17 protein-coding genes, 1 tRNA gene and 1 pseudogene are annotated in these 23196 nt (G+C 70.4%); 5 read left to right on the forward strand and 14 right to left on the reverse strand.

Annotated features, from left to right (window positions below; genetic code table 11):
* Positions 1-240 precede the first annotated feature (240 nt).
* Positions 241-1314: pseudogene (locus OG828_RS49495) on the forward strand (recombinase family protein); the annotation flags it as partial.
* Positions 1315-1719: 405 nt separating this feature from the next.
* Here the strand turns inward: OG828_RS49495 and OG828_RS10005 are convergent.
* From OG828_RS10005 to sucC, 5 genes are all read right to left on the reverse strand, one after another.
* Positions 1720-1857 (reverse strand): hypothetical protein, encoded by a 138-nt coding sequence (locus tag OG828_RS10005; protein WP_328500882.1) that lies wholly within the window; start codon positions 1855-1857, stop codon positions 1720-1722.
* Positions 1858-1876: 19 nt separating this feature from the next.
* Positions 1877-1961, reverse strand: a tRNA-Leu gene (locus OG828_RS10010).
* A gap of 158 nt (positions 1962-2119) precedes the next feature.
* Entirely contained in the window at positions 2120-3661 is a 1542-nt protein-coding gene (locus tag OG828_RS10015) for an aldehyde dehydrogenase family protein (protein ID WP_328437581.1), read from the reverse strand.
* 111 nt (positions 3662-3772) lie between these two features.
* Complete coding sequence (sucD, locus tag OG828_RS10020; protein WP_328500883.1) at positions 3773-4657, reverse strand: succinate--CoA ligase subunit alpha; 885 nt, start codon at positions 4655-4657, stop codon at positions 3773-3775.
* An 11-nt stretch (positions 4658-4668) separates the two neighbouring features.
* Entirely contained in the window at positions 4669-5799 is a 1131-nt protein-coding gene (sucC, locus tag OG828_RS10025; RefSeq protein ID WP_328500884.1) for an ADP-forming succinate--CoA ligase subunit beta, read from the reverse strand.
* Positions 5800-5943: 144 nt separating this feature from the next.
* Here sucC and OG828_RS10030 point away from each other — a divergent pair, with 144 nt between their 5' ends.
* The 4 genes from OG828_RS10030 to OG828_RS10045 all read left to right on the forward strand — a co-directional run bounded on the left by OG828_RS10030 (position 5944) and on the right by OG828_RS10045 (position 12613).
* Positions 5944-7626 carry a thiamine pyrophosphate-binding protein gene (locus OG828_RS10030; RefSeq protein WP_328352737.1) on the forward strand — a complete coding sequence of 561 codons (1683 nt, stop codon included), beginning with the start codon at positions 5944-5946 and terminating at the stop codon, positions 7624-7626.
* A gap of 12 nt (positions 7627-7638) precedes the next feature.
* Positions 7639-8868, forward strand: coding sequence for a formyl-CoA transferase (gene frc / locus OG828_RS10035; protein WP_328500885.1), 1230 nt, complete (start codon positions 7639-7641; stop codon positions 8866-8868).
* Positions 8869-8872: 4 nt separating this feature from the next.
* Complete coding sequence (locus tag OG828_RS10040) at positions 8873-11005, forward strand: acetate--CoA ligase family protein (RefSeq protein WP_328500886.1); 2133 nt, start codon at positions 8873-8875, stop codon at positions 11003-11005.
* 225 nt (positions 11006-11230) lie between these two features.
* The gene (locus tag OG828_RS10045) at positions 11231-12613 is read left to right on the forward strand and encodes an OFA family MFS transporter (RefSeq protein WP_328352749.1); all 1383 of its coding nucleotides are present in this window, start codon (positions 11231-11233) and stop codon (positions 12611-12613) included.
* A 60-nt stretch (positions 12614-12673) separates the two neighbouring features.
* Here OG828_RS10045 and OG828_RS10050 read toward each other — a convergent pair whose 3' ends face one another.
* The 9 genes from OG828_RS10050 to OG828_RS10090 form a co-directional block, all read right to left on the reverse strand.
* Positions 12674-13735: a sugar phosphate isomerase/epimerase family protein gene (locus tag OG828_RS10050; protein ID WP_328500887.1), complete on the reverse strand. Its 1062-nt coding sequence runs from the start codon at positions 13733-13735 to the stop codon at positions 12674-12676.
* 80 nt (positions 13736-13815) lie between these two features.
* Positions 13816-15204 carry a nucleotide pyrophosphatase/phosphodiesterase family protein gene (locus OG828_RS10055; protein ID WP_328500888.1) on the reverse strand — a complete coding sequence of 463 codons (1389 nt, stop codon included), beginning with the start codon at positions 15202-15204 and terminating at the stop codon, positions 13816-13818.
* Entirely contained in the window at positions 15201-16370 is a 1170-nt protein-coding gene (gene eboE, locus OG828_RS10060) for a metabolite traffic protein EboE (protein WP_328437585.1), read from the reverse strand. Before eboE ends, OG828_RS10055 begins: the two co-directional genes overlap by 4 nt.
* Before the next feature lie 3 nt (positions 16371-16373).
* Positions 16374-17222, reverse strand: coding sequence for a TatD family hydrolase (locus OG828_RS10065; protein WP_328437586.1), 849 nt, complete (start codon positions 17220-17222; stop codon positions 16374-16376).
* Complete coding sequence (locus OG828_RS10070; protein WP_328500889.1) at positions 17222-17932, reverse strand: EboA domain-containing protein; 711 nt, start codon at positions 17930-17932, stop codon at positions 17222-17224. Before OG828_RS10070 ends, OG828_RS10065 begins: the two co-directional genes overlap by 1 nt.
* The gene (locus OG828_RS10075) at positions 17929-18981 is read right to left on the reverse strand and encodes a sugar phosphate isomerase/epimerase family protein (RefSeq protein WP_328500890.1); all 1053 of its coding nucleotides are present in this window, start codon (positions 18979-18981) and stop codon (positions 17929-17931) included. The genes OG828_RS10070 and OG828_RS10075 overlap by 4 nt, the downstream gene beginning before the upstream one ends.
* Positions 18978-20237, reverse strand: a complete 1260-nt coding sequence (locus OG828_RS10080; RefSeq protein WP_328500891.1) for an SCO3242 family prenyltransferase — start codon at positions 20235-20237, stop codon at positions 18978-18980. The genes OG828_RS10075 and OG828_RS10080 overlap by 4 nt, the downstream gene beginning before the upstream one ends.
* A gap of 47 nt (positions 20238-20284) precedes the next feature.
* Positions 20285-21595: an inositol-3-phosphate synthase gene (locus OG828_RS10085; RefSeq protein WP_328500892.1), complete on the reverse strand. Its 1311-nt coding sequence runs from the start codon at positions 21593-21595 to the stop codon at positions 20285-20287.
* Positions 21596-21817: 222 nt separating this feature from the next.
* Positions 21818-23185: a ThuA domain-containing protein gene (locus OG828_RS10090; RefSeq protein WP_328500893.1), complete on the reverse strand. Its 1368-nt coding sequence runs from the start codon at positions 23183-23185 to the stop codon at positions 21818-21820.
* Between the last annotated feature and the right edge of the window lie 11 nt (positions 23186-23196).

Consider the following 23196-nt stretch of genomic DNA (forward strand, 5'->3'; position numbering starts at 1 on the left):
GTCCCTGCGTCCTCGGGATGGGAGCACGCCCTCCTCTGCAGAGGAGGAGCTCGCCCCGGAGGACGGCAAGGCCTACTCCGGGCTGACACTCATGGTGCCCGACGAGGCACCGGTGCTCACTCCGCTTGCCGCTACGGCCCTGCTGCGTCTCCTGCGCAAGGCTCACCGCCGCACAACGGACGCCAGCCGCCCCGAACCAGCAAGGGACAACCATCCGTCGCCCACCGAGAGGACAGCGGCGTGCCCACAGCGTTCGCCTTCGCCGGCCGGGTCTCGACAGAAGACCAGCAAGACCCGGAAGCCTCACGCAACTGGCAGCTCACCCGCGCCCAAGCACTGATCGAGCCGCACGGCGTCATCGTTGCCGAGTACTTCGACGTTGGCCAGTCCCGCGCCATCCCCTGGCAACGTCGGCCCCGAGCAGCAGCGTTGCTCGAAGCACTGAAGCAACCGGACCGCGGCTTCGACGCGGTGGTCATCGGCGAACCGCAACGGGCCTTCTACGGCAACCAGTACGGACTGACCTTCCCGCTCTTCGTGCACTACGGAGTGCAGCTGTGGGTGCCCGAAGTCGGCGGCCCGATCGATCCGGAATCCGAAGCCCACGACCTGGTGATGTCGGTCTTCGGCGGCATGAGCAAGGGGGAACGCAACCGGATCAAGATCCGGGTCCGCGCCGCCATGGCCGCCCGGGCCAAGATCGAAGGACGCTACCTGGGCGGAAGACCGCCCTACGGCTACCGCCTCGCCGACGTCGGACCCCATCCCAACCCGGCCAAAGCTGCCGACGGCAAGCGACTCCACCGACTGGAACCGGACCCCGCCACCGCGCACATCGTCCAGCGCATCTTCCGCGACTACTGCTCCGGTCGCGGACTGTTCGCCATCGCCGAGTCCCTCACCCGCGACGGCATCCCGAGCCCGTCCGCGCACGACCCCGCGCGCAACCGGCACCGCTGCGGCGTCGCCTGGTCCAAGGGAGCCGTCCGCGCGATCCTGTCCAACCCCCGCTACACCGGACGGCAGGTCTGGAACAAGCAGCACAAGGAAGAAATCCTCCTGGACGTCGACAACGTGGCCCTCGGACACGAGACCCGCCTGCGCTGGAACCAGCCCGACGCCTGGATCTGGTCCACCGACCAAGCGCACCCGCCGCTGATCGACACCGAGACCTTCGCGCACGCCCAGGGCCTGTTGGCCGGCAAGGGCGCCGGCCGTACGACCCGCGAGCGGCAGCACACCAGCCACCCGTACGTCCTGCGCGGGCTGCTGCACTGCGGGATCTGCGGGCGACGCATGCAGGGCCAGCGCAGCCGCGACGTCCTGTACTACCGCTGCCGCTTCCCCAACGAATACGCACTCGCCAACAAGGTCTCCCACCCGCGCAACGTCTACCTCGCCGAACGAGACCTGATCCCCCCGCTCGACACCTGGCTCGCACGAGCCTTCGCCCCGCACCGCCTCCACGACACCATCACCCGCATGCACGCGGCCCAGCCAGACCCCGCGCCGGAGGCCGAGGACGCCCTACACGTGATCGCCGAATGCGACGCGAAGATCGCCCGCTACCGAGAAGCCCTCGAAGCAGGCACCGACCCGAAACTCATCGCCCAGTGGACCGCCGAGGCCCAAGCCCGCCGCGCCCAAGCCCTCGCCCGGACTCGCAGGCCCACCGGCGAGCACCGACTCAGCAAGGAGGACATCCACGCGATGATCACATCACTCGGCAGTATCCGCGACGTGCTCGCCGACGCCGAACCACAGGACAAGGCAGACGTCTACCAGAACCTTGGGATCAAGCTCACCTACGAGCCCGGAAAACAGCTCGTCCGGGCCGAGGCTCAGCTCGACCCGCACAAGTTGGGGATACGGTCTGTGTCCGAGGGGGGACTTGAACCCCCACGCCCGATAAAGGGCACTAGCACCTCAAGCTAGCGCGTCTGCCATTCCGCCACCCGGACTAGGTGTCTGCCGCCTTGACGGGGGTGTTCCCCGCGGCGACATGGACAACAATACCAAGGTTTCGTAGTGCCCTTCACCTGCATATCAGCGGCGGGAGACCCGGCCGGAGGGCGGGCGCGCACCCCTGCCGGGCCTCTCACCGCGGGTGGTCGATCGGTCACGGCATGAGCTGGTACTCCGGGAAGTTCCCGGGCAGCCGCTCCCCCGTCGGCCCCTGCGTCACCGCGCGCACCAGCAGCTCGCCGCCGACGAACGCGCCCCGCCAGGACGCGCCGAAGCCGCCGAAGAGCTCGTCACGGTCGCCGCGGGAGCGGGGTGTGCCGTGGCCGACCTTGAACGCGCGGATCTGGGGGGCGAGCCGGTCGAAGGTCGCCCGGTCGTCCGTGGACAGCGTGGCCACCAGCGCGCCGTTCGAGGCGTTCATCGCGGCCAGCAGCTCCGCCTCCGTGTCGACCAGGACGATGGTGTCGACCGGGCCGAACGGTTCCGCGTGGTGCAGCGGGGAGGACGGGGGCGGGTTGAGGAGCGTGACCGGGTGGACGTACGCGGACGTGTCCTGGCCGGGCAGGAAGCGTGCGTCGGACAGCTTGCCTCGGTGCAGTGGTACGGCGCCGCGGTCGATGGCCTCGGCGACCTGGTCCTGGAGTTCCTTGGCCTTCGCCGCGTTGATCAGCGGCCCGAAGTCCAGCTGCGGGTACAGGTCGTCCCGCTGCTCGACCGCGAGCGGGTGGCCGATCCGCAGCGTACGGACCGCCGGGAGGTACGCCGCCAGGAACTCGTCGAACAGCTCGCGCTGGACGACGAAGCGCGGGTATGCCGTGCAGCGCTGCTTGCCGTAGTCGAAGAGCTTGGGGACGAGGGCCGTGAGTGCGTCCCAGTCCGTGTAGTTCCAGATGCCCCAGGTGTTGAGTCCTTCCTGTTCGAGTACGTGTCGCTTGCCGAGGTCGGCGACGGCGGTGGCCACCGCGGCGCCGGTGTCCCGGCCGCCGACGAAGGAGACGCAGCCGACCTCGGGCGCCCGCACCAGCGCCTCGGACAGCTCGCCTCCGCTGCCGCTGACGAGGGTGACGGGAATCCCTTCGCGGGCGGCCAGCGCACAGGCCAGGGTCAGACAGGCGACACCGCCGTCGGTCGGGGTCTTGGCGATGACCGCGTTGCCTGCCAGGGCCTGTACCAGTACTGCGTGAACGAGCACGCTCATCGGGTAGTTCCAGCTCGCGATGTTGGACACCGGGCCGTCCAGCGGGGCCCGGCTCTCGATCATCGGCTCGATGCCGTCTACGTACCAGCGCACCCCGTCGATCGCCCGGTCGACGTCCGCCTGCGCGAGCCGCCAGGGCTTGCCGATCTCCCAGACGAGGAGGAGGGCGAGCAGTTCGCGGTGGGCGGTGAGGGCGTCGAGGGTGGCGGCGACGCGGGCGCGCCGCTCGTCCAGGGGGAGGTGGCGCCAGGCGCGGTGCTGGTCGAGTGAGGCGCGTACGGCCTGGTGGGCGGTGGTGCGGTCCAGGCGTGGCGGGCCGGCGATCGGGCTGCCGTCGATGGGGCTGGTGGCGGGCAGGGTCCGGCCGTCCGCCTGCCAGGAGGAGTTCCAGAGGTTGAGGACACGGTCGTCCCGGAAGGCCTCGGGGGCGACGCTCAGGCAGCGCTGCCAGGCGTCGGTCCAGGAGGTGCCTGATTTGAGGGTGAGGGTGGTTGCCATGGGTTGCTCCGCTCTCGGTGCACAGTCGGGGGCGGTAGGTGAATGGCTGCGGTGGACGCCGGCGAGGCGCGATAACTCCTGAAAGTCACCCGCTGTCAACTATGAGTGACATCACCTCGGCTCGCCCAGTACGGCGAGTACCTGTTGCGCCGTCTCGGTCGGCGTGCTTCCCACCCCGACGCCCGCCGCCTCCAGGGCCTCCCTCTTCGCCGCCGCCGTACCCGAAGACCCGGACACGATCGCGCCCGCGTGCCCCATGGTCTTGCCCTCGGGTGCCGTGAAGCCGGCGATGTAGCCGACGACCGGCTTGGTGACGTGCTCGCGGATGTACGCGGCCGCGCGTTCCTCCGCGTCGCCGCCGATCTCCCCGATGAGGACGATCACTTCGGTGTCGGGGTCGTCCTCGAAGGCGGCGAGGCAGTCGATGTGGGTCGTCCCGATCACCGGGTCGCCGCCGATGCCCACGCAGGTCGAGAAGCCGATGTCGCGGAGTTCGTACATGAGTTGGTAGGTGAGCGTGCCGGACTTGGAGACCAGGCCGATGCGGCCCGGTTTGGTGATGTCGGCCGGGATGATGCCCGCGTTGGACTGGCCGGGGGTGATCAGACCGGGGCAGTTGGGGCCGACGACGCGCGTGCCGCGTGCCTTCGCGTACGCGGTGAAGGCGACCGAGTCGTGGACGGGGATGCCCTCGGTGATGACGACCGCGAGGCCGATCCCGGCGTCGGCGGCCTCGATGACGGCCGCCTTGGCGAACGCAGGCGGCACGAAGACGACGGTGACGTCGGCGCCGGTCGCGTCCATGCCCTCGCGCACCGAGCCGAAGACGGGGACGGCCCGGTCGTCGAAGTCGACGGTGCGGCCCGCCTTGCGCGGGTTGACGCCGGCGACGACGTCGGTGCCGGCCGCGAGCATGCGCCGGGTGTGCTTCATGCCCTCGGCGCCCGTCATGCCCTGGACGAGGACCTTGCTCTCCTTGGTGAGGTAGATCGCCATGTTCCGTCTCCTCAGGCTGCGTGGGCGAGTTGGGCGGCCTTTGCCGCGGCGCCGTCCATGGTGGTGGCCTGCTGGACCAGGGGGTGCGCGCGCTCGTCGAGGATCGCGCGCCCGCGTACGGCGTTGTTGCCGTCGAGCCGGACGACCAGCGGCTTGGTCAACTGCACGGCGTCCAGGGCCTGCACGATGCCGTCGGCGACCGCGTCGCAGGCGGTGATCCCGCCGAAGACGTTGACGAAGACCGACTTCACGGCCGGGTCGGAGAGGATCACGGACAGCCCGTCGGCCATGATCTGGGCGGATGCTCCGCCGCCGATGTCGAGGAAGTTGGCGGGGCGGGCTCCGCAGCCGGCGACCACGTCGAGCGTCGACATCACCAGGCCCGCGCCGTTGCCGATGATGCCGACCTCACCGTCCAGCTTGACGTAGTTGAGGCCCTTGGCGGCGGCCGCGGCTTCCAGGGGATCGTCATGCGCGGCGTGCTGGTCGCCCCAACGTGCCTGTCGGAAGCGGGCGTTGTCGTCGAGGGTGACCTTGCCGTCGAGCGCCAGGATCTGGCCCTGTTCGGTGCGCACGAGGGGGTTGACCTCGACGAGGACCGCGTCCTCCCGGACCAGCACCTGCCACAGCCGTACGAGAACATCGACGGTCTGCGGCGGCAGTCCGGCCGCCTCGGCGATCTGCGCGGCCTTCGCCGAGGTGACGCCCTCGGCCGGGTCGACCGGGACACGCGCCACGGCCTCGGGCCGGGTGGCGGCGACCTCCTCGATCTCCATGCCGCCCTCGGCGGAAGCGATCGCGAGGAAGCGGCCCGCCGCACGGTCGAGGACGTAGGAGACGTAGAACTCGGTCTCGATGTCCACGGGCTGGGCCAGCATCACCGTGCCGACCGTGTGGCCTTTGATGTCCATGCCGAGGATCTGGCGTGCCGTGATCTCGGCGGCGGCCGGGTCCGCGGCGAGCTTGACGCCTCCGGCCTTGCCGCGTCCGCCCGTCTTCACCTGCGCCTTGACGACGACCCGGCCGCCGAGCCTGCGGGCGATCTCGCGCGCCTCCTTGGACGAGGCGGTGACCTCGGCCCGGGGCACCAAGATGCCGTGTTCCTCGAAGAGTTCCCTTGCCTGGTGCTCGTACAGGTCCATTCCGGCTCCTGACTCAAAAGTGCCGCACGCCCCCTGGACACCACCCACCGGATGCGGGATAACAAGCTTCATACAGTATTCGTCGACTGTATGCAATGTACGACGAGAGCGCTCCAACCCCCTATGAAGGGACAGGACTTCGCCATGCCCGACGACACTCAGGACGTCATCTCCGGCGGTCACCTCGTCGCCAAAGCCCTGAAGGCCGAGGGGGTCGACCGCATCTACACCTTGTGCGGCGGCCACATCATCGACATCTACGACGGCTGCGTCGACGAGGGCATCGAGGTCGTCGACGTCCGTCACGAGCAGGTCGCCGCCCACGCCGCCGACGGCTACGCACGCATCACCGGCAAGCCCGGCTGCGCGGTGGTCACCGCCGGTCCCGGAACGACCGACGCCGTGACCGGTGTCGCCAACGCCTTCCGCGCGGAGTCCCCGATGCTGCTGATCGGCGGCCAGGGGGCCCTCACCCAGCACAAGATGGGGTCCCTCCAGGACCTCCCGCACGTCGACATGATGACGCCGATCACCAAGTTCGCTGCGGCCGTGCCGGACACCGCACGGGCGGCGGACATGGTCTCCATGGCCTTCCGCGAGTGCTACCACGGCGCGCCCGGCCCCTCCTTCCTGGAGATCCCGCGCGACGTGCTCGACGCCAAGGTGCCCGTCGAGAAGGCCCGCGTCCCGAAGCCCGGGGCCTACCGCGCCTCCACCCGCTCGGCCGGCGATCCCGAGGCGATCGAGAAGCTCGCCGACCTGCTCGTGCACGCCGAGAAACCGGCCATCCTGCTCGGCAGCCAGGTGTGGACGACCCGCGGCACCGAAGCGGCCATCGAGCTGGTCCGCACGCTGAACATCCCGGCGTACATGAACGGCGCCGGCCGCGGCACCCTGCCGCCCGGCGACCCGCACCACTTCCAGCTCTCCCGCCGGTACGCCTTCTCCGGCGCCGACGTCATCGTCATCGTCGGCACGCCCTTCGACTTCCGCATGGGCTACGGCAAGCGGCTGTCACCGGACGCGACCGTCGTGCAGATCGACCTCGACTACCGGACCGTCGGCAAGAACCGCGACATCGACCTCGGGATCGTCGGCGACGCGGGCCTCGTCCTGAAGTCGGTGACCGAGGCCGCCTCGGGACGCCTGAACGGGGGCGCGTCGAAGCGCAAGGAGTGGCTCGACGAGCTGCGCGCCGCCGAGCAGACGGCCCTCGAGAAGCGGCTGCCGAACCTGAAGTCGGACGCCTCGCCGATCCACCCGTACCGGCTGGTCAGCGAGATCAACGACTTCCTCACCGAGGACTCCATCTACATCGGCGACGGCGGCGACATCGTCACCTTCTCCGGGCAGGTCGTGCAGCCCAAGTCACCCGGGCACTGGATGGACCCGGGGCCCCTGGGCACGCTCGGCGTCGGTGTCCCCTTCGTGCTCGCCGCCAAGCAGGCGCGGCCCGACAAGGAAGTGGTGGCCCTCTTCGGTGACGGCGCCTTCTCCCTCACCGGCTGGGACTTCGAGACCCTCGTCCGTTACGACCTCCCGTTCGTCGGCATCGTCGGCAACAACTCCTCCATGAACCAGATCCGTTACGGCCAGGCCGCCAAGTACGGCAAGGACCGCGAGCGGATCGGCAACACCCTCGGCGACGTCCACTACGACAAGTTCGCCCAGATGCTGGGCGGTTACGGCGAGGAGGTCCGCGACCCCGCCGACATCGGCCCGGCACTGCGGCGCGCCCGCGAGTCGGGCAAGCCGTCGCTGATCAACGTCTGGGTCGACCCGGACGCGTACGCCCCCGGAACCATGAACCAGACGATGTACAAGTGAGGTGACCTCGGCATGACCAAGGCTCTCGAAGGCATCCGCGTCCTCGACATGACGCACGTCCAGTCCGGGCCCTCCGCCACCCAGCTGCTCGCCTGGCTCGGTGCGGACGTGGTCAAGCTGGAGGCGCCGACCGGTGACATCACGCGCAAGCAGCTGCGCGACCTCCCGGACGTCGACTCCCTCTACTTCACGATGCTCAACTGCAACAAGCGGAGCATCACCCTCAACACCAAGACCGAGCGCGGCAAGGAGATCCTCACCGAGCTGATCCGGCGCTCGGACGTCATGGTCGAGAACTTCGGGCCGGGCGCGGTCGACCGTATGGGCTTCACCTGGGACCGCATCCAGGAGATCAATCCGCGGATCGTCTATGCCTCCATCAAGGGGTTCGGGGACGGGCCGTACACCAACTTCAAGGCCTACGAGGTCGTCGCGCAGGCGATGGGCGGGTCGATGTCGACCACCGGTTTCGAGGACGGGCCGCCGCTGGCGACGGGGGCCCAGATCGGTGACTCGGGAACGGGCGTGCACGCCGTGGCGGGGATTCTCGCGGCGCTTTTCCAGCGGGAGAACACCGGGCGTGGTCAGCGGGTCAACGTGGCCATGCAGCACGCTGTACTCAATCTGTGCCGGGTGAAGCTGAGGGATCAGCAACGCCTGACACAAGGGCCCCTCGCTGAATATCCCAACGACGACTTCGGCGACGAGGTTCCCAGGTCCGGAAACGCGTCCGGCGGCGGTCAGCCCGGCTGGGCGGTCAAGTGCGCGCCGGGCGGCCCGAACGACTACGTGTACGTGATCGTGCAGCCCGTCGGCTGGAAGCCGATCACCGAGCTCATCGGCCTGCCCGAACTGGCCGACGACCCCGAGTGGTCGAGCCCCGAGGCCCGGCTGCCCAAGCTCAACAAGATGTTCCAGCTGATCGAGGAGTGGTCCTCGACGCTTCCCAAGTGGGAGGTGCTGGAGAAACTCAACGCGCACAACATCCCGTGCGGTCCGATCCTGTCCACCAGGGAGATCATCGAGGACCGGTCGCTGGTCGCCAACGAGATGGTCGTGACGGTGCCGCACCCCGAGCGGGGCGAGTTCGTCACCGTCGGCAGCCCGCTCAAGCTCTCCGACTCGCCCGTCGAGGTGAGCAGTTCACCGCTGCTCGGCGAGCACAACGAACAGGTCTACATCGGCGAGCTCGGCCTCGGCGACGAGGAACTGCGCCTGCTCAAGTCGAACGGAGTGATCTGACGTGATGGCCGAAGACCGCCTCCTGAGGGTGCGCACGCTCCTCGACGCCGTGCGGGCCGAGGGACGCACGGCGCTGACCGCACCCGAGGGCAAGGTGATCGCCGACGCGTACGGGATCGCCGTACCCGGCGAGGAGTTGGCGGCGGACGTCGAGGAGGCGGTGTCGTACGCGGCGCGCTTCGGCGGGCCCGTCGTGATGAAGATCGTCTCCCCGGACATCCTGCACAAGACCGACGCCGGCGGTGTGATCGTCGGCGTCGAGGGCGCCGGCGACGTACGGACCGCCTTCCACAAGATCATCGAGAATGCGCGCGCCTACGCCGCCGACGCGCGCATCGAGGGTGTACAGGTCCAGGAACTCCTCCCCCAGGGTCAGGAGGTCATCGTCGGCGCGGTGACCGACCCGACCTTCGGCAAGGTCGTCGCCTTCGGGCTCGGCGGTGTTCTCGTCGAGGTCCTCAAGGACGTCACCTTCCGCCTCGCGCCGGTCGACGCGGACGAGGCGCTGTCCATGCTGGACTCGATCCGCGCGGCCGAGATCCTGCGCGGTGTGCGCGGGGCGCCGGCCGTGGACCGGTGGGCGGTCGCCGAGCAGATCCGCCGGGTGTCCCAACTGGTCGCGGACTTCCCGGAGATCGCCGAGGTGGACCTCAACCCGGTGATCGCCACCCCCGAGGGCGCGGTCGCCGCGGACATCCGGGTCATCCTCGCCGAGTCGCAGCCGACGCCCCGGCGGACGTACACGCGCGACGAGATCCTCACGTCCATGCGCCGCCTGATGCAGCCCTCGTCGGTCGCCGTGATCGGCGCCTCCAACGAGCAGGGCAAGATCGGCAACTCGGTGATGCGCAACCTCATCGACGGCGGCTTCGCCGGGGAGATCCATCCGGTGAATCCCAAGGCCGATGACATTCTGGGCCGCAAGGCGTACAAGAGTGTCACGGACGTTCCCGGTGAGGTGGATGTGGCGGTCTTCGCGATTCCCGCCAAGTTCGTGGCCTCGGCGCTGGAGGAGGTGGGACGCAAGAAGATCCCCAACGCCGTCCTCATCCCCTCCGGCTTCGCGGAGACCGGCGAGCACGCACTCCAGGCCGAGATCGTGGCGATCGCCGAGCGGCACGGCGTCCGGCTGCTCGGGCCGAACATCTACGGCTACTACTCGACCTGGCAGGACCTGTGCGCCACGTTCTGCACGCCGTACGACGTCAAGGGCGGGGTGGCGCTGACCTCGCAGTCCGGCGGCATCGGGATGGCCATCCTGGGCTTCGCGCGCACCACGAAGACAGGTGTGTCGGCGATCGTCGGCCTCGGCAACAAGTCCGACCTGGACGAGGACGACCTGCTGACGTGGTTCGGCGAGGACCCGCACACCGAGTGCATCGCGATGCACCTGGAGGACCTCAAGGACGGACGCGCCTTCGTGCGGGCCGCGCAGGCGACCGTACCGAAGAAGCCGGTCGTGGTCCTCAAGGCGGGGCGTACGGCGGCGGGCGCGAAGGCGGCCGGTTCGCACACCGGGGCGCTCGCGGGCGACGACGCCGTGTACGACGACATCCTGAAGCAGGCCGGTGTCATCCGGGCGCCCGGGCTCAACGAAATGCTGGAGTACGCGCGCGGGTTGCCGGTGCTCCCCGCTCCCCAGGGCGACAACATCGTGATCATCACCGGGGCCGGCGGCAGCGGTGTGCTGCTGTCGGACGCGGTGACCGACAACGGGCTGTCCCTGATGGAGATCCCGCCGGACCTGGACGAGGCCTTCCGGAAGTTCATCCCGCCCTTCGGGGCCGCGGGCAACCCGGTGGACATCACCGGCGGCGAGCCGCCGTCGACGTACGAGGCGACGATCCGTCTCGGGCTGGAGGACCCGCGCATCCACGCGCTGGTCCTGGGCTACTGGCACACCATCGTCACTCCCCCGATGGTCTTCGCCGAGCTCACCGCGCGCGTGGTGGCCGAGTTCCGGGAGCGCGGCATTCACAAGCCCGTCGTCGCGTCGCTCGCGGGTGACGTCGAGGTCGAGGAGGCCTGCCAGTACCTGTACGAGCGCGGGGTCGTGGCGTACCCGTACACGACCGAGAAGCCGGTGGCCGTGCTCGGCGCGAAGTACCGGTGGGCGCGTGCGGCAGGGGTCTTGTGATGGGCGGTCGAGTACGGCATCGGCCGGGGGTCCGGGGGTTGTCCCCCGGGCGAAACACCGCCCGGTGGGCGCGTACGGCCGGCCTGTTGGGGGGCGGTTCATGAGGTGAGGGAGCAGGGGCCGGCCGACGGTGCGCGTCGGCCGGCCCCGGGACCCGCGCGCGCACGAAAGGCATTGGACAGGGGGCGCTGGCCAGAACTTTCGACGCTAGGGGTGCAACCAACTGTGACTACCACCGACGTTTCACGGGTCACCGCCTATCGGGAGGTGACCGACAAGAACGGACGCGTCTACCGCATCGGCGAGTCCGACATCGACATCATGGGTCGCAAACGCAAGTGGATGGTGATCCTGCCCTGGATCGGCATGATGGGCATCTCCTCCGCCGAGTACGCGTTCGCGTCCGCCGAGGACACCCTGCACACCGCGCACCATTGGAACAGCATGCACATCTTCTGGATGATGACCGTCTGGGTCTTCTTCCAGGCCGCGGTGGCCTTCCCCGCGGGAAAACTGCGTGAGAGCGGCAAACTGCCGGCCCGCTGGGCGATGATGCTCGGCGCGACGGGCACGTTGATGGGTTATCTGTCACTGGCCTTCGCGCCACACGTGATCGTCGCCTATATCGGCTTCAGCATGTTCAGCGGTATGGGCGCCGGCATGGTGTACGCCACCTGCGTCAACATGGTGGGCAAGTGGTATCCGGAGCGGAAGGGCGGCAAGACCGGGTTCGTCAACGGCGGTTTCGCCTATGGCTCGGTGCCCTTCGTCTTCCTCTTCAACGGCTATATGGACCTGACCAACTTCCGCTGGGTGCTGGTCTCGGTGGGTGTGTTCCTGGCCGGGATGGTCGCGTGCTCCGGCTACTTCTTCAAGGACCCGCCGAAGAACTGGTGGCCCGCGACGATCGACCCGCTCAACCCGCCGAAGGACCCGCGCGCGGCCCGCTCGCTGCGCATGAACCCACCGGCCGTCAAGCAGTACACCCCCAAGGAGGCATGGAAGACCGGCCGGGTGGCCCTGATGTGGTTCTGTCTGGCGTGCACGTCCGGCGTGAACATCTTCGGTATCGCCTTCCAGGTGGACATCGGCGAGGAAGCCGGATTCGCGGGCGGCATCGTAGCCACCGCCATGTCCCTCAAGGCGATCGTCAACGGTACCGGCCGCGGCGTCATCGGCTGGCTCTCCGACCTCTACGGCCGCAAGCGGTGCCTGCTCGCCGTCTGCGTCATCCTCGGCCTGTCCCAGTACGGCATCCTCTGGTCGGCCGACATGAAGAACCTTCCGCTGTTCCTGGTCTTCTCCTCGATCTCCGGCTTCGGCGGCGGCGCCATCTTCCCCATGTTCGCCGCGCTCACCGCGGACTACTTCGGTGAGAACAACAACGCGTCCAACTACGGCATGGTCTACAGCGCCAAGCTCGTCTCCGGTCTGGGCGCCGGTATGGGTGCCGTGGTCGTCAGTGCCTGGGGACACTCCGGTGCCTTCATCCTGGCCGGCTCCATCTCGCTCTTCGCCGGCTGCGTGGCACTGTTCCTGAGCCCACCAGGGCGCGACAAGAGTCGCATCACTCCGAACCCGCACCCGCTCGGCGAGGAGATGGCGTGAGCACGAGGAGGCCCCTCCCGCGGAGCTCGGGAGGGGCCTCCTCGTGAGTGAGTGTGCCGGTCAGCACTTCTCACGCAGTGAGTGCAGGTGCGCACTGGACCGGCGGGCGAACGTGAAGGACTCGGTCGGGTTGTCGTGTTCGGCCTGCCAGTGGTGGGCCAGGCGGTGGCCCTTCAGGCGCGTGACGCCGGAGATGAACCGCTGGTAGTCGATGTCGCCGTCACCGACGTCGGTCATGCGGTAGCCGTACTGGTTCGACGGGTCGCTCTCGCCGTCCTTCACATGGAACAGCGGGTAGCGGTCCGGCTGCTTGAGTACGTAGTCGAGGGGCTCGAAGGGGGCGGGCGTGCCGTCGACCCGCTTGGAGAAGCGGAACTGGCCCGAGTACGCCCAGAAGATGTCCATCTCCAGGTACACGAGTTTCGGGTCGGTCTCGGCGAGCAGCACGTCGTAGAGGCGGACGTTCGGCTTGTCGGTGGCGAAGGAGAACTCCTCGGAGTGGTTGTGCTGGTAGAACTTCATGCCGCGCGCCCTCGCCGCCGCGCCGTAGGTGTTGAACTCCTCGGCGGCGCGCTTCCAGGCGTCCACGGTCGAGCCGTAGCGGAACGGGTTCGACGCGGTGCCGATGTGCTTGAGACCGAGGGCCTGGGCGTCGTCGAGGACCTTGGTGAGGTTCTGCGCGAAGGTGTAGGCGTTCGGGTCGCTGGAGTAGTAGCCGACGTGGCTGCCGATCGGGTTCAGACCGTGGTTCCTCGCCAGCCGCTTGAGCTGGGCGAGCGTGATCGGGCCCGCCGAACCCTGGGTGTAACCGGCGAACTCGACCTCGTCGTAGCCGTACTTCTCCAGTTCGGCGAAGACTGCGGCGAAACCGAGCGTGGAGACCTTGTCGCGGAGGCTGTAGAGCTGGATGCCCAGGCGGCCGGGGGGCAGGACGGGACGGCCGCGGCCCTGGGCGCCGGCTGTCGCGTCGGTCGCGGCGACGGCCGGAGTGGAGGCGGCGCCGAGCAGGGCGGCGGCGGTGGCGCCGGCGGCCACGCCGAGCATGCCTCGCCTGCTGAGGCGGTGGGCCAGTTCGGGGTCCTGCGCCTTGCTGGATCTGGCGGTGCGGGGTGTGCGGCTCATCTGGAACTCCTCGTGGTGGGAGGGCGTTGTCAGTGGTGAGTGCTTCACTTGTGACCAGTCGGACCTGAGGGGTTCACCCCTCAGGTGAGACCGGCTAGTTGGAGCAGCAGGGACTTCACATCGGTGGCCGCGACGCGGTCACCGACAGCGCGGGGGGTGGAGCAGATGAAGAGCGGACCGTCGTCGTCGCTCGCCGGGAGGCGGCCGTGGCTGCCGCGAATAGGTGAGGGATCCAGGGGCACGACCGCCATGCGGTAACGCATGCCGAGCTTCTTGCGGGCCAGGGCGGTGGCCGCCTTGACCTTCACATAGGGGTCGAGCGGGTCCATGAACAGCTCGACCGGGTCGTAGCCGGGTTTGCGGTGGATCTCGACCAGCTGCGCGAAGTCGGGCGCGCGGTCGTCGTCGAGCCAGTAGTAGTACGTGAACCAGGCGTCCGGCTCCGCCACGGCGACCAGCTCGCCGGAGCGCGGATGGTCGAGATGGTGGGCCTTCTTGCCCTCGTCGTCGAGGAGTTGCTCGATGCCGGGCAGATCGTGCAGCGCCTGCCGGACGGCCTCCAGGTCTTCGGGTCGGCGTACGTAGACATGGGCGATCTGGTGGTCCGCGACCGCGAAGGCCCGTGAGGCCATCGGGTCGAGGTACTCCATGCCGTCCTGCGTGTGGACTTCGAGCAGGCCGGCGCGGCGCAGTGCGCGGTTGATGTCGACCGGGCGGCTCACGCGGGTGATGCCGTACTCGGACAGGGCGACGACCGTACGGCCTTCGGCGCGGGCGTCGGCCAGGAGCGGGGCCAGGGCCGCGTCCAGGTCGCCGGCCGCCTTGAGGGAGCGTGGGTCGTCGGGGCCGAAGCGCTGCAGGTCGTAGTCGAGGTGAGGGAGGTAGCAGAGCGTCAGGTCGGGGTGCCTGGTGCGCATGATGTGGCGGGTCGCGTCGATGATCCAGCGGCTGGAGACCAGGTCCGCGCCGGGTCCCCAGAAGTGGAAGAGGGGGAAAATGCCGAGTTTCTCGGTGAGTTCGTCGTGCAGGGCCGGGGGCCGCGTGTAGCAGTCGGGTTCCTTGCGGCCGTCGGCGTAGTAGACCGGACGGGGGGTGACGGTGATGTCGGTGTCGGCGCCCATGGCGTACCACCAGCAGATATTGGCGACCGTGTAGCCGGGATGCGCGCGGCGGGCGGCGTCCCAGAGCTTGTCCCCGGCGACCAGGCCGTTGTGCTGCCGCCACAGCAGGACGTCGCCGAGTTCGCGGAAGTACCAGCCGTTGCCGACGATGCCGTGCTCGGACGGATGGGTGCCGGTGAGGAACGTGGACTGGGCGGCACAGGTGACGGCCGGCAGGACGGTGCCGAGCGGTGCTCGGGAGCCGGACTGGGCGAGCGTCTTGAGGTGGGGCATGTGGTCCAGCAGGCGGGGGGTGAGACCGACGACGTCGAGGACGAGGAGAGGAGTGGGCCCTTCGGATCGGGTCATGGCAGTTCCTTCAGGCCGAGGTCCGTCAACAGATCGCGGGCGAGGGCGAGTTCGGCGGCGATGCCGTCGGCGAGCTGGGCCCGGCCGCGGGGCCGCAGCTCGGGCGGGAGGGCCTGCCAGGTGTACGTCTCGACCTCGAGGTGGCTGGTGAGCGGGTGCGGGCCGCCCACCAGGCGGGTCAGCACGGACTTGAGCACGGGGAGCGTGGAGGTGAGGGGCGCGGCGGGGGCCGCGTGCAGCGGGACGTGGAAGTGGGCGCGCCAGGGAGCGGCGTCGGGGAGGGAGTCGCCGTTGAGGGCTTCGCCGAGGTCGTCGGTGCCGCGCAGGCCGGCGGCGGTGGCCGTGCGGGTCTGGTGCAGGAAGCGGGGTTCGTCGAAGGCGGCGAGGGCCGTACGGACTTCGGGGAGATGGGGGTGTTCGGCGTGCAGGGCGGCGGAGAGCTGGGACTTGACGACGGGGACGCGGGCCTCGGTGAGCGCGTCCAGGGCGGTGTGCGGGTCTTCGAAGGAGGTGGCGAGGTGGCAGGTGTCGACGCAGATGCCGATGCGGTCGTGCGCGATCGCGGTCAGCGGGGCGAGGGCGTCGGCGGTGGTCTCGACGACGCAGCCGGGTTCCGGTTCCAGGCCGATGCGGATGGACCGGCCGGTCAACTCGTGGAGGGCGTCGAGGCGTTCGGCGAGCGCGAGCAGGGCGGTGTGGGATGTCGCGGCGCGCTCCTCGGTGGCGGCGGTGCGCCAGGCCAGGGGCAGCGTGGAGATGGTGCCCTCGGTGACGTCGTCGGGGAGCAGCGCGGCGAGGACGCGGGCCAGGGCGAAGGTGTGGTCGAGACGCTCCGGGTCGGCCCAGTCCGGCTTGTAGACGCGGTATTTGACCTCTTCGGCACCGAATCCTTCATAGGGGAAGCCGTTGAGGGTGACGACTTCGAGGCCGCGGCGGTCGAGTTCGGTGCGCAGTCCGCGCAGGGCGGACGGGTCGGTGACGAGGGCGTGGGCGGCGTCCTTGGCGAGCCAGAGGCCGATGCCGAGGCGGTCGCGGCCGAGGCGCCGGCGCACGGGTTCGCAGTGGTCGCGGAGTTGCGCGAGGACTCCGTCGAGGGTTTCGGCGGGGTGGACGTTGGTGCAGTAGGCGAGGTGGACGGTGGAGCCGTCGGGGTGGCGGAAGCGCATCGCTCACTCCCCGCCGCGCAGGATGGAGTTGCCCTCGTGGGTGGCGTCGGTGGCGGCGACGTCGAGGACGAGTCGTCCGCTGAGGCCGTAGAAGGCGACGGGGTTGCGCCACAGCACCCGGTCGACGTCGTCCTCCGTGAAGCCCTCGGCCAGCATCAGGTCGGCGACCTTGCGGGTCTTCAGGGGGTCGCTGCGGCCCCAGTCGGCGGCGGAGTTCACCAGCACCTGCTCGGGGCCGTACTGCTGGAGGATCGCCACCATCCGCTGCTCGTCCATCTTGGTCTCGGGATAGACGGAGAAGCCCAGCCAGCAGCCGCTGCCCTTGGCCTCCTTGACGGTGGTCTCGTTGAGGTGGTCGACCAGGACGCGTTCCACGGGCAGCGCGGACTCCCGGACGACGTCGAGGGTGCGGCGCAGGCCGGCGAGCTTGTCTCGGTGGGGGGTGTGCACCAGCGCGGGCAGTCCGTGGTCGGCGGCGAGCTGGAGCTGGGCGGCGAGCGCGGTGTCCTCGGCGGGGGTCATGGAGTCGTAGCCGATCTCACCGACGGCCACGACCTGGTCCTTGACGAGATAGCGGGGCAGTTCGTCGAGGACGGGGAGGCAGCGCGGGTCGTTCGCCTCCTTGGGGTTGAGGGCGAGCGTGCAGTGGTGGGCGATGCCGTACTGGGCCGCGCGGAAGGGTTCCCAGCCGAGGAGGGAGTCGAAGTAGTCGAGGAACGTGGCGGGAGAGGTGCGGGGCTGGCCGAGCCAGAAGGAGGGCTCGACGACGGCGCGGACACCGGCCGCGTGCATGGCCTGGTAGTCGTCGGTGGTCCGTGACGTCATGTGGATGTGGGGGTCGAAGATGCGCATCAGGACTCCTTGCCGTGGGGGTCGGCAGCTGAGTGCCGGGTGGGTCCGGGCTCGGTCAGGGCCAGGACTCGGTGCAGGTCCTCAGGTACGGGACGGCCCGCGGCGCTGCGTTCGGCCGCGTAGTCGCCGAGCATGCGGGCGAGTTCGGCGTCGCCGTGGGCGCGGCGTTCCAGGCCGGCCACCTCGTCGAGCGGCACCCCCGTGAACAGGCACTTCAGGACCGCGTGCCGCCAGTGGTGGGGGGTGAGGTGCCGGGCGGCGTACGGGCCGACGGCCGCGGCGAGGAGGCTGGTGTCGTTGGTGCGCAGGGCGTCCTCGACGAGCGGGAGGGCGTCCGGGCCCGGCACGAGGTGGGGCAGGGCGTGCAGGACGGCTCGGCGTTCGGCGGCGGTGCCCTGGGAGTAGACCCGGGTGAGGGCGTCGGCGTCGGCGTGGGCCGCGTGCAGGATCAGGACGCGGGCGGCGTCGGCGTGGTCGGCTCCGCAGCGGCGGCCGGCCTCGGCGAGGCGCAGCTCCCACACGGAGATGGGGCCGTGTGTGCCGGGATGGGCGGCGGCCTCGTCGAGAGCCTGGTCCAGCCAGGCCCGGGCGGCACCGGCGAGTCGGGTCGAGAGGTGGCGGTGCAGCTCGTCCAGCGGGGTGAGGGCGAGTGCGGTGCCGCCTTGGGTGCCGGCCGCGGGGGGCTCCGGCGCGGCGTGCGGTTGCGTCATGGGGTGCTCCCTTCAGGGGTGGCGGAGGGCTCGCCGTGGGGTGGTGCGACGGGCGGGGCGTGCGAGGTGGGGGCGTGCTGTCCGGAGGCGTACTGTCCGGCGGCGTGCTGGAGGAAGGGAAGGGAGAGTTCGGCCTGGTGTGGGCCCGCGTGGGAATGGCGGGGCAGTTCGACGACGGTCAGGCCCTGGTAGCCGGTGGCGGCGAGGGCGGCGAGTACCGGCGGGAAGTCGATGTCGCCGTCTCCGAAAGGGAGGTGTTCATGGATACCGCGGCGCATGTCCTCGATCTGGACGTGCCGCAGCCAGGGGGCGGCGGCGCGTACGCAGTCGGCGGGCGCCAGGGGTTCCAGGCACTGACAGTGGCCGATGTCGAGGGTCAGGCCCAGGTACTCGGCGTCACCGGAGGTCTCCCGGAGGCGGTGGAAGTCGGCGAGGGTGGCGAGGAGGTGACCCGGTTCGGGTTCGACGGCGAGCGGGACGTCGTTGTCGGTGGCGGCATCCAGGACCGGTTCGAGCGACTCGGCCAGCCGCTTCCACGCCGTGTCCGTGTCCGTCCCGGCCGGGGTGATTCCGCTGAAGCAATGGACCGCGTGCGCGCCCAGGTCCGCGGCGACCCGGACGGCCCGGATCAGCAGGTCGACCCGACGCGCCCGATCCGCCGGATCGGCGTCCAGCAGAGAAGGGCCGTGCTTGCGGCGAGGGTCGAGCACATAGCGGGCACCGGTCTCCACGGTGACGTCCAGCCCGAGCGCGTCCAGCCGTCGCGCGACCCGGCGAGTGCGGGCGGCGAGGTCGGGCGCCATCGGGTCGAGGTGCATGTGGTCGAGGGTCAGCCCGACTCCCTCGTAGCCGAGGTCGGCGAGCAGGGAGAGGGCGTCGTCGAGACGGAGGTCGGCGAGGCCGTTGGTTCCGTAGCCGAAGCGGAGGGGGTTGGGGCCGCGGTCCGGGGTGGTTGCTGGGGCGGCTGGTGCGAGGCCTGTCTTGTCGTCACCCCAGGTGGGGCTGGCCGATGCTCGGGTGTTCTGGGGAAGGTGAGGTTCCGGGGTCATGTGATGGTCACCTTCCTTGCGAACCTGCGGGCGAGTGGGGCCAGGGCGGCGGTCAGCAGGGCGGTGACGGGGGCGCCGGAGCGGGCGGCGAGGGAGGCTTGGAGGGGGATCATCGCGCGGATGCCGCCGGCGACAGCGCGTTGGGTGAGTGGGGGTGACGGGTTGAGCGTGGCGTGGAAGTAGGGGCGGGCCGCGGTTGCCGCGTAGGCCGTGGCGAGGGCTGTGGGAAGGGGGTTCGGGGTGGCCGGGGGCGGCATGGCGGGGCTCGGCTTGGCGGCGAGGGTCGGCTTGGCCGCGGGGCTCGGCTTGGCGGCGGAGTTCGGGGTGGCCTGGGGCCGCATGCCAGCGTTCGACTTGGCGGCGAGGGTGGTGGTGGTCGGCATGCCGAGGTCAGCTGTGGTCACTTGGTCTGACGGGGGCCGCCGGAACGGGGTGCGGCTGGTGCGGGCTGGGGACTCCGCCGACGGCTCCGTGGAGGCGTGCCTCGTGCTCGGGCGGGTCAGCAGCCGTGACAGCACCGCGGTCGTGGCCAGCGCCGCCAAGGGGGCCAGGGGTGAACCGCCCCGCGTCTCCTGGCGGGAGACGGTCGTGACCGCGAGGGTGTGTGCGCCGAGGACGGCGGCGGACGGGAGGGCCTCGCGGGTGCGGCCGGCGGTCGCCGCGGCGCCGAGGAGGACGTCCAGGCCGCGGGCCAGGCCCATGGCGGGCGGGCCCGCGGGGGTGTGCTTCGCGGCGAGGTCGTAGGCCCAGACGGTCGCCGCGAGAGGCACCGCGACCGCGAGGGCGGGGCGGCCTGCGCGGGCGGCCAGGGCGAGGCCCCCGGCGGTGAAGGCGCAGGCTGCCGTGAGGGCCGCGGTGGGGTGGATGCGGCCGGAGGGGAGGGGGCGGTGCGGGCGTTCCACGGCGTCCTCGTCCTTGTCCGCCCAGTCGTTGAGGGCCATGCCGGCCTCGTAGAGAAGGAGGGAGGATCCTATGGCGAGCAGAGTGCGACGGTTGGGGTGCACCCCGGTCGCGGCGGCGCCTGCCAGGGCATCGCCGGGCACCGTGAACAGGGCCGGGAGACGCAGGAGTTCGGCCCAGGCGCGCGCCCGGCTCGGGGCGGCGGTATGGGCATGGACCTGGCCCGCGGTCAGGTCGATTTCGGCACCGACCCGGCGCGCGGCCTCACCGGTACCGGCATCGCCCCGGCCCACCGCCTCGACACCACCGGCATCGACACGGCCCGAACCACCCGCCCGAGCAGCTCGATCCCCCATCCCCCCGTCACCCACGACACGCAGCCAAGCCCCCTCACGGCCCCCACTCACCGCTCCTCCCCGGCCCCGGCCACCGAACCGTCCTTCGGCTCCCCGGCTGTCGCGACCACGGAACCGTCCTGCGGCTCTCCCGTGGCCGCAGCCCGCGAGCCGCCCTGCAACTCCCCCACAGCCGCAGCCCCCGAACCGCCCCCTGATTCCCCCAGAGCCCCCGCCCTAGCCCCGTCGCCCAACTCCCCCGCCCCCTTCAGCCGCCCCCCGAACTCCCGCAGCACCGCGTACTGCTCGCCCAGGGCCGAAGGCCCCTCCCCCACCGGGTCCTTGAAGAAGAAGCCGAGTTCTGACAGCGGGCCGGACAGGCCCGTCTCGTGGGCGCGGGTGACCAGTCGGGCGAGGTCGAGCACGAGGGGTGCCGCGAGGGCGGAGTCGCAGCCCTGCCAGATGGTCTGGAGGATCATCCGTGTGCCGAGGAAGCCGTCGAAGGCGATGTGGTCCCAGGCGGTCTTCCAGTCGCCGAGGGCGGGGACGTCGTCGATGTGGACCTCGCCCTCGGGGACGGTGCCGAGGGTGTCCGCCAGCACCCGTTCCTTGCCCGCGTTCTTCGCCGCCGCGGCGCCGGGGTCCGCGAGGGCGGCACCGTCACCGCCGCCCAGCAGGTTCGTGCCGGACCAGGCCCGGACGGCGAGGGCGCGCTGCGCGAACATCGGGCCCAGCGCGGAACGCAGCAGCGTCTGGCCGGTCTTGCCGTCACGGCCGGCGTACGGCAGACCGCTCGCCTCGGCCACGGTCGCGAGTGAGGGGTGGTGCAGGCCGGTCGACGGGGTGAAGTTGACGTACGGGCAGCCCGCGCGGAGGGCGGCCGCCGCGTACAGGGAACTCGGCGGCAGGGAGGCGCCGGTGGGTGGGGGTTCCGTGGAGGCCACGTTCACCACCACCGCGCGCTCCAGCCCACACCGTCGTACGAAATCCTGGATGTCCGCGGCGAAGGCGGCGATCAGGTCATCCTCGTCCCGGGCGTCGCCGGGGGCCGGGCCGCCGGGCCTGATCTCCCGGTCCGCCGCGGTCAGTTCGGAGGCGATCGCCGCGGGGAGGCCGGGTGGGAGGACGCCGCCCGCCGCGAGGGCCTCGGCGCGTTTCGGCAGGGGGCAGTCGACCGTGTCGTGGCCGCCGAAGACGAGGGAGGACAGGGGTGGCAGACCGCAGTCCGTGAAGTCGGGGGTCTCGGTGACCATTCCGGTGGGCGGATGCAGGCCCGCCGTGACGGCGGCGCACCCCGCGACGACGGTCGTGGCCACGGAGCCGCGGGCTCCGATCAGCCATACCCCCACACGAGGCGGTCGAGGAAGGGACGCAGACATGGGCAGCCTCCTTGTCGTACGCGAACACCGGACGCGAACACCGTGCCCGAACGCCGGGCGCGCAACACCGTGCCCGAACACCGGACGCAAACACCGGGCCCGAGCCCTGGGCACGAACACCGTCCCGAACGCCGGGCGCGAACTCCGGGCACAAGCCGTCATCCGAGAACGCACAAGTGGGAGACGGCGGGCGGGAGTCCGGCGTCCCCCGCCCGCCGTCGTTCAGTTGCCCGGAGCGGCCGAGGTCTTCGACCCCTTCGCGGGCAGTTCCTTGATCCGGATGTCGCGGAAGGACACCTGGTCGTCGGCTCCGTGGTTCTGGATGCCGACATGTCCGTCGCGCAGGCTCCGGGCCGGATCGGTGTTGGTGAAGTCGTTGATCTGGACGCCGTTGAGCCACACGCGCAGGCGCTCGCCCACCACGCGGATCTCGTACGTGTTCCACTCCCCCGGCGGGTTCAGCGCACGGTCGCGCGCGGCCAGGTCGGCGGACTGGAATCCGTAGACGGACCCGGTCGTCTTCTCCGGTACGTCCGTGGCGTCGATCTGGATCTCATAGCCGTTGTCGACAGCCGACCACGGGTCGTCCGAGGGCGGAAAGCCCACGAATACACCGGAGTTGTCGTCTCCGTCCACCTTCCAGTCGAGCTTCAGTGAGTACGCTCCGAGGCCCTTGGAGGCGTACCAGAGCATGCCGAGGCCGCCGGTCGTCGTGAGCGTGCCGTCGTCGTTCAGGTCGAACGAACCCGGGCCCGCCTGCTTCCAGTCGGCCAGTGAGGCGGACGTGCCGTCGAAGATCGGGCGGTAGCCGTTCTCCGGGCGGCAGTCTGCCTGGGCGTCGCCGGCGGTCCAGCGCAGCCCGCCCAACAGGTGCTGTCGGAAGGCCGGTTCGGCGTAGGACTCCTTGGTGTGGCCGCCGCCCGTGTAGAAGGAGCGTCCGCCCTGGTACTGCTGGCACCAGGCGATCGGGTGGTCGCCCTCCATCGTGCCGCCCGTGTACGAGGACTCGTCCAGCGAAGCGAGGACATGGGCCCGATCCCGGGGGTTGGAGCGGTAGTTGTACCACTCGTCCGTCCGGTCCCAGGCGGCGTTCAGACCCGCGGTCGCGGGGTGCGCGTGGTCCTCGACGTGCACCGTCGCGCGCTGGATCGCCGGGTGCGACTCGAAATACGCGCCGGCGAGACCACCGTAGAACGCCCAGTCGTACTCGGTGTCGGCGGCGGCGTGGACGCCCATATAGCCGCCGCCGTGCCGGATGTAGCCCTCGAAGGCGCGCTGTTGCTTGCCGTTGAGGACGTCCCCGGTCGTCGAGAGGAAGACCACGGCGTCGTAGCGCCGCAGGTTCGACGGGGTGAAGGCGCTCGCGTTCTCGGTCGCGTCGACGGTGTAGCCGCTCGACGCGCCGAGTTCCTTGAGGGCTGCCACGCCCTCGGGGATGGAGTCATGGCGGAAGCCGGCGGTCTTGGAGAAGACCAGCACCCGCCCGGCGTCGGCGTCTGCGTCTGGGTCCGACGCGGCCGGCCCCGAGACGCAGCCGAGGACCAGCGCCGCGCCCACAACCCCGATTGCCATTCGGCTGGTTGATCGCATCACGCCTCCTC

This window comes from Streptomyces sp. NBC_00457, from assembly GCF_036014015.1.
Lineage (GTDB): Bacteria > Actinomycetota > Actinomycetes > Streptomycetales > Streptomycetaceae > Streptomyces.

Bases quoted from the DNA above. Each gene is read 5' to 3' on its own strand.
- OG828_RS10015 (WP_328437581.1), bottom strand. From the start codon at position 3,661: ATGGCAACCACCCTCACCCTCAAATCAGGCACCTCCTGGACCGACGCC.
- sucD (WP_328500883.1), bottom strand. From the start codon at position 4,657: ATGGCGATCTACCTCACCAAGGAGAGCAAGGTCCTCGTCCAGGGCATG.
- sucC (WP_328500884.1), bottom strand. From the start codon at position 5,799: ATGGACCTGTACGAGCACCAGGCAAGGGAACTCTTCGAGGAACACGGC.
- OG828_RS10030 (WP_328352737.1), top strand. From the start codon at position 5,944: ATGCCCGACGACACTCAGGACGTCATCTCCGGCGGTCACCTCGTCGCC.
- frc (WP_328500885.1), top strand. From the start codon at position 7,639: ATGACCAAGGCTCTCGAAGGCATCCGCGTCCTCGACATGACGCACGTC.
- OG828_RS10040 (WP_328500886.1), top strand. From the start codon at position 8,873: ATGGCCGAAGACCGCCTCCTGAGGGTGCGCACGCTCCTCGACGCCGTG.
- OG828_RS10050 (WP_328500887.1), bottom strand. From the start codon at position 13,735: ATGAGCCGCACACCCCGCACCGCCAGATCCAGCAAGGCGCAGGACCCC.
- OG828_RS10055 (WP_328500888.1), bottom strand. From the start codon at position 15,204: ATGACCCGATCCGAAGGGCCCACTCCTCTCCTCGTCCTCGACGTCGTC.
- eboE (WP_328437585.1), bottom strand. From the start codon at position 16,370: ATGCGCTTCCGCCACCCCGACGGCTCCACCGTCCACCTCGCCTACTGC.
- OG828_RS10065 (WP_328437586.1), bottom strand. From the start codon at position 17,222: ATGCGCATCTTCGACCCCCACATCCACATGACGTCACGGACCACCGAC.
- OG828_RS10070 (WP_328500889.1), bottom strand. From the start codon at position 17,932: ATGACGCAACCGCACGCCGCGCCGGAGCCCCCCGCGGCCGGCACCCAA.
- OG828_RS10075 (WP_328500890.1), bottom strand. From the start codon at position 18,981: ATGACCCCGGAACCTCACCTTCCCCAGAACACCCGAGCATCGGCCAGC.
- OG828_RS10080 (WP_328500891.1), bottom strand. From the start codon at position 20,237: ATGGGGGATCGAGCTGCTCGGGCGGGTGGTTCGGGCCGTGTCGATGCC.
- OG828_RS10085 (WP_328500892.1), bottom strand. From the start codon at position 21,595: ATGTCTGCGTCCCTTCCTCGACCGCCTCGTGTGGGGGTATGGCTGATC.
- OG828_RS10090 (WP_328500893.1), bottom strand. From the start codon at position 23,185: ATGCGATCAACCAGCCGAATGGCAATCGGGGTTGTGGGCGCGGCGCTG.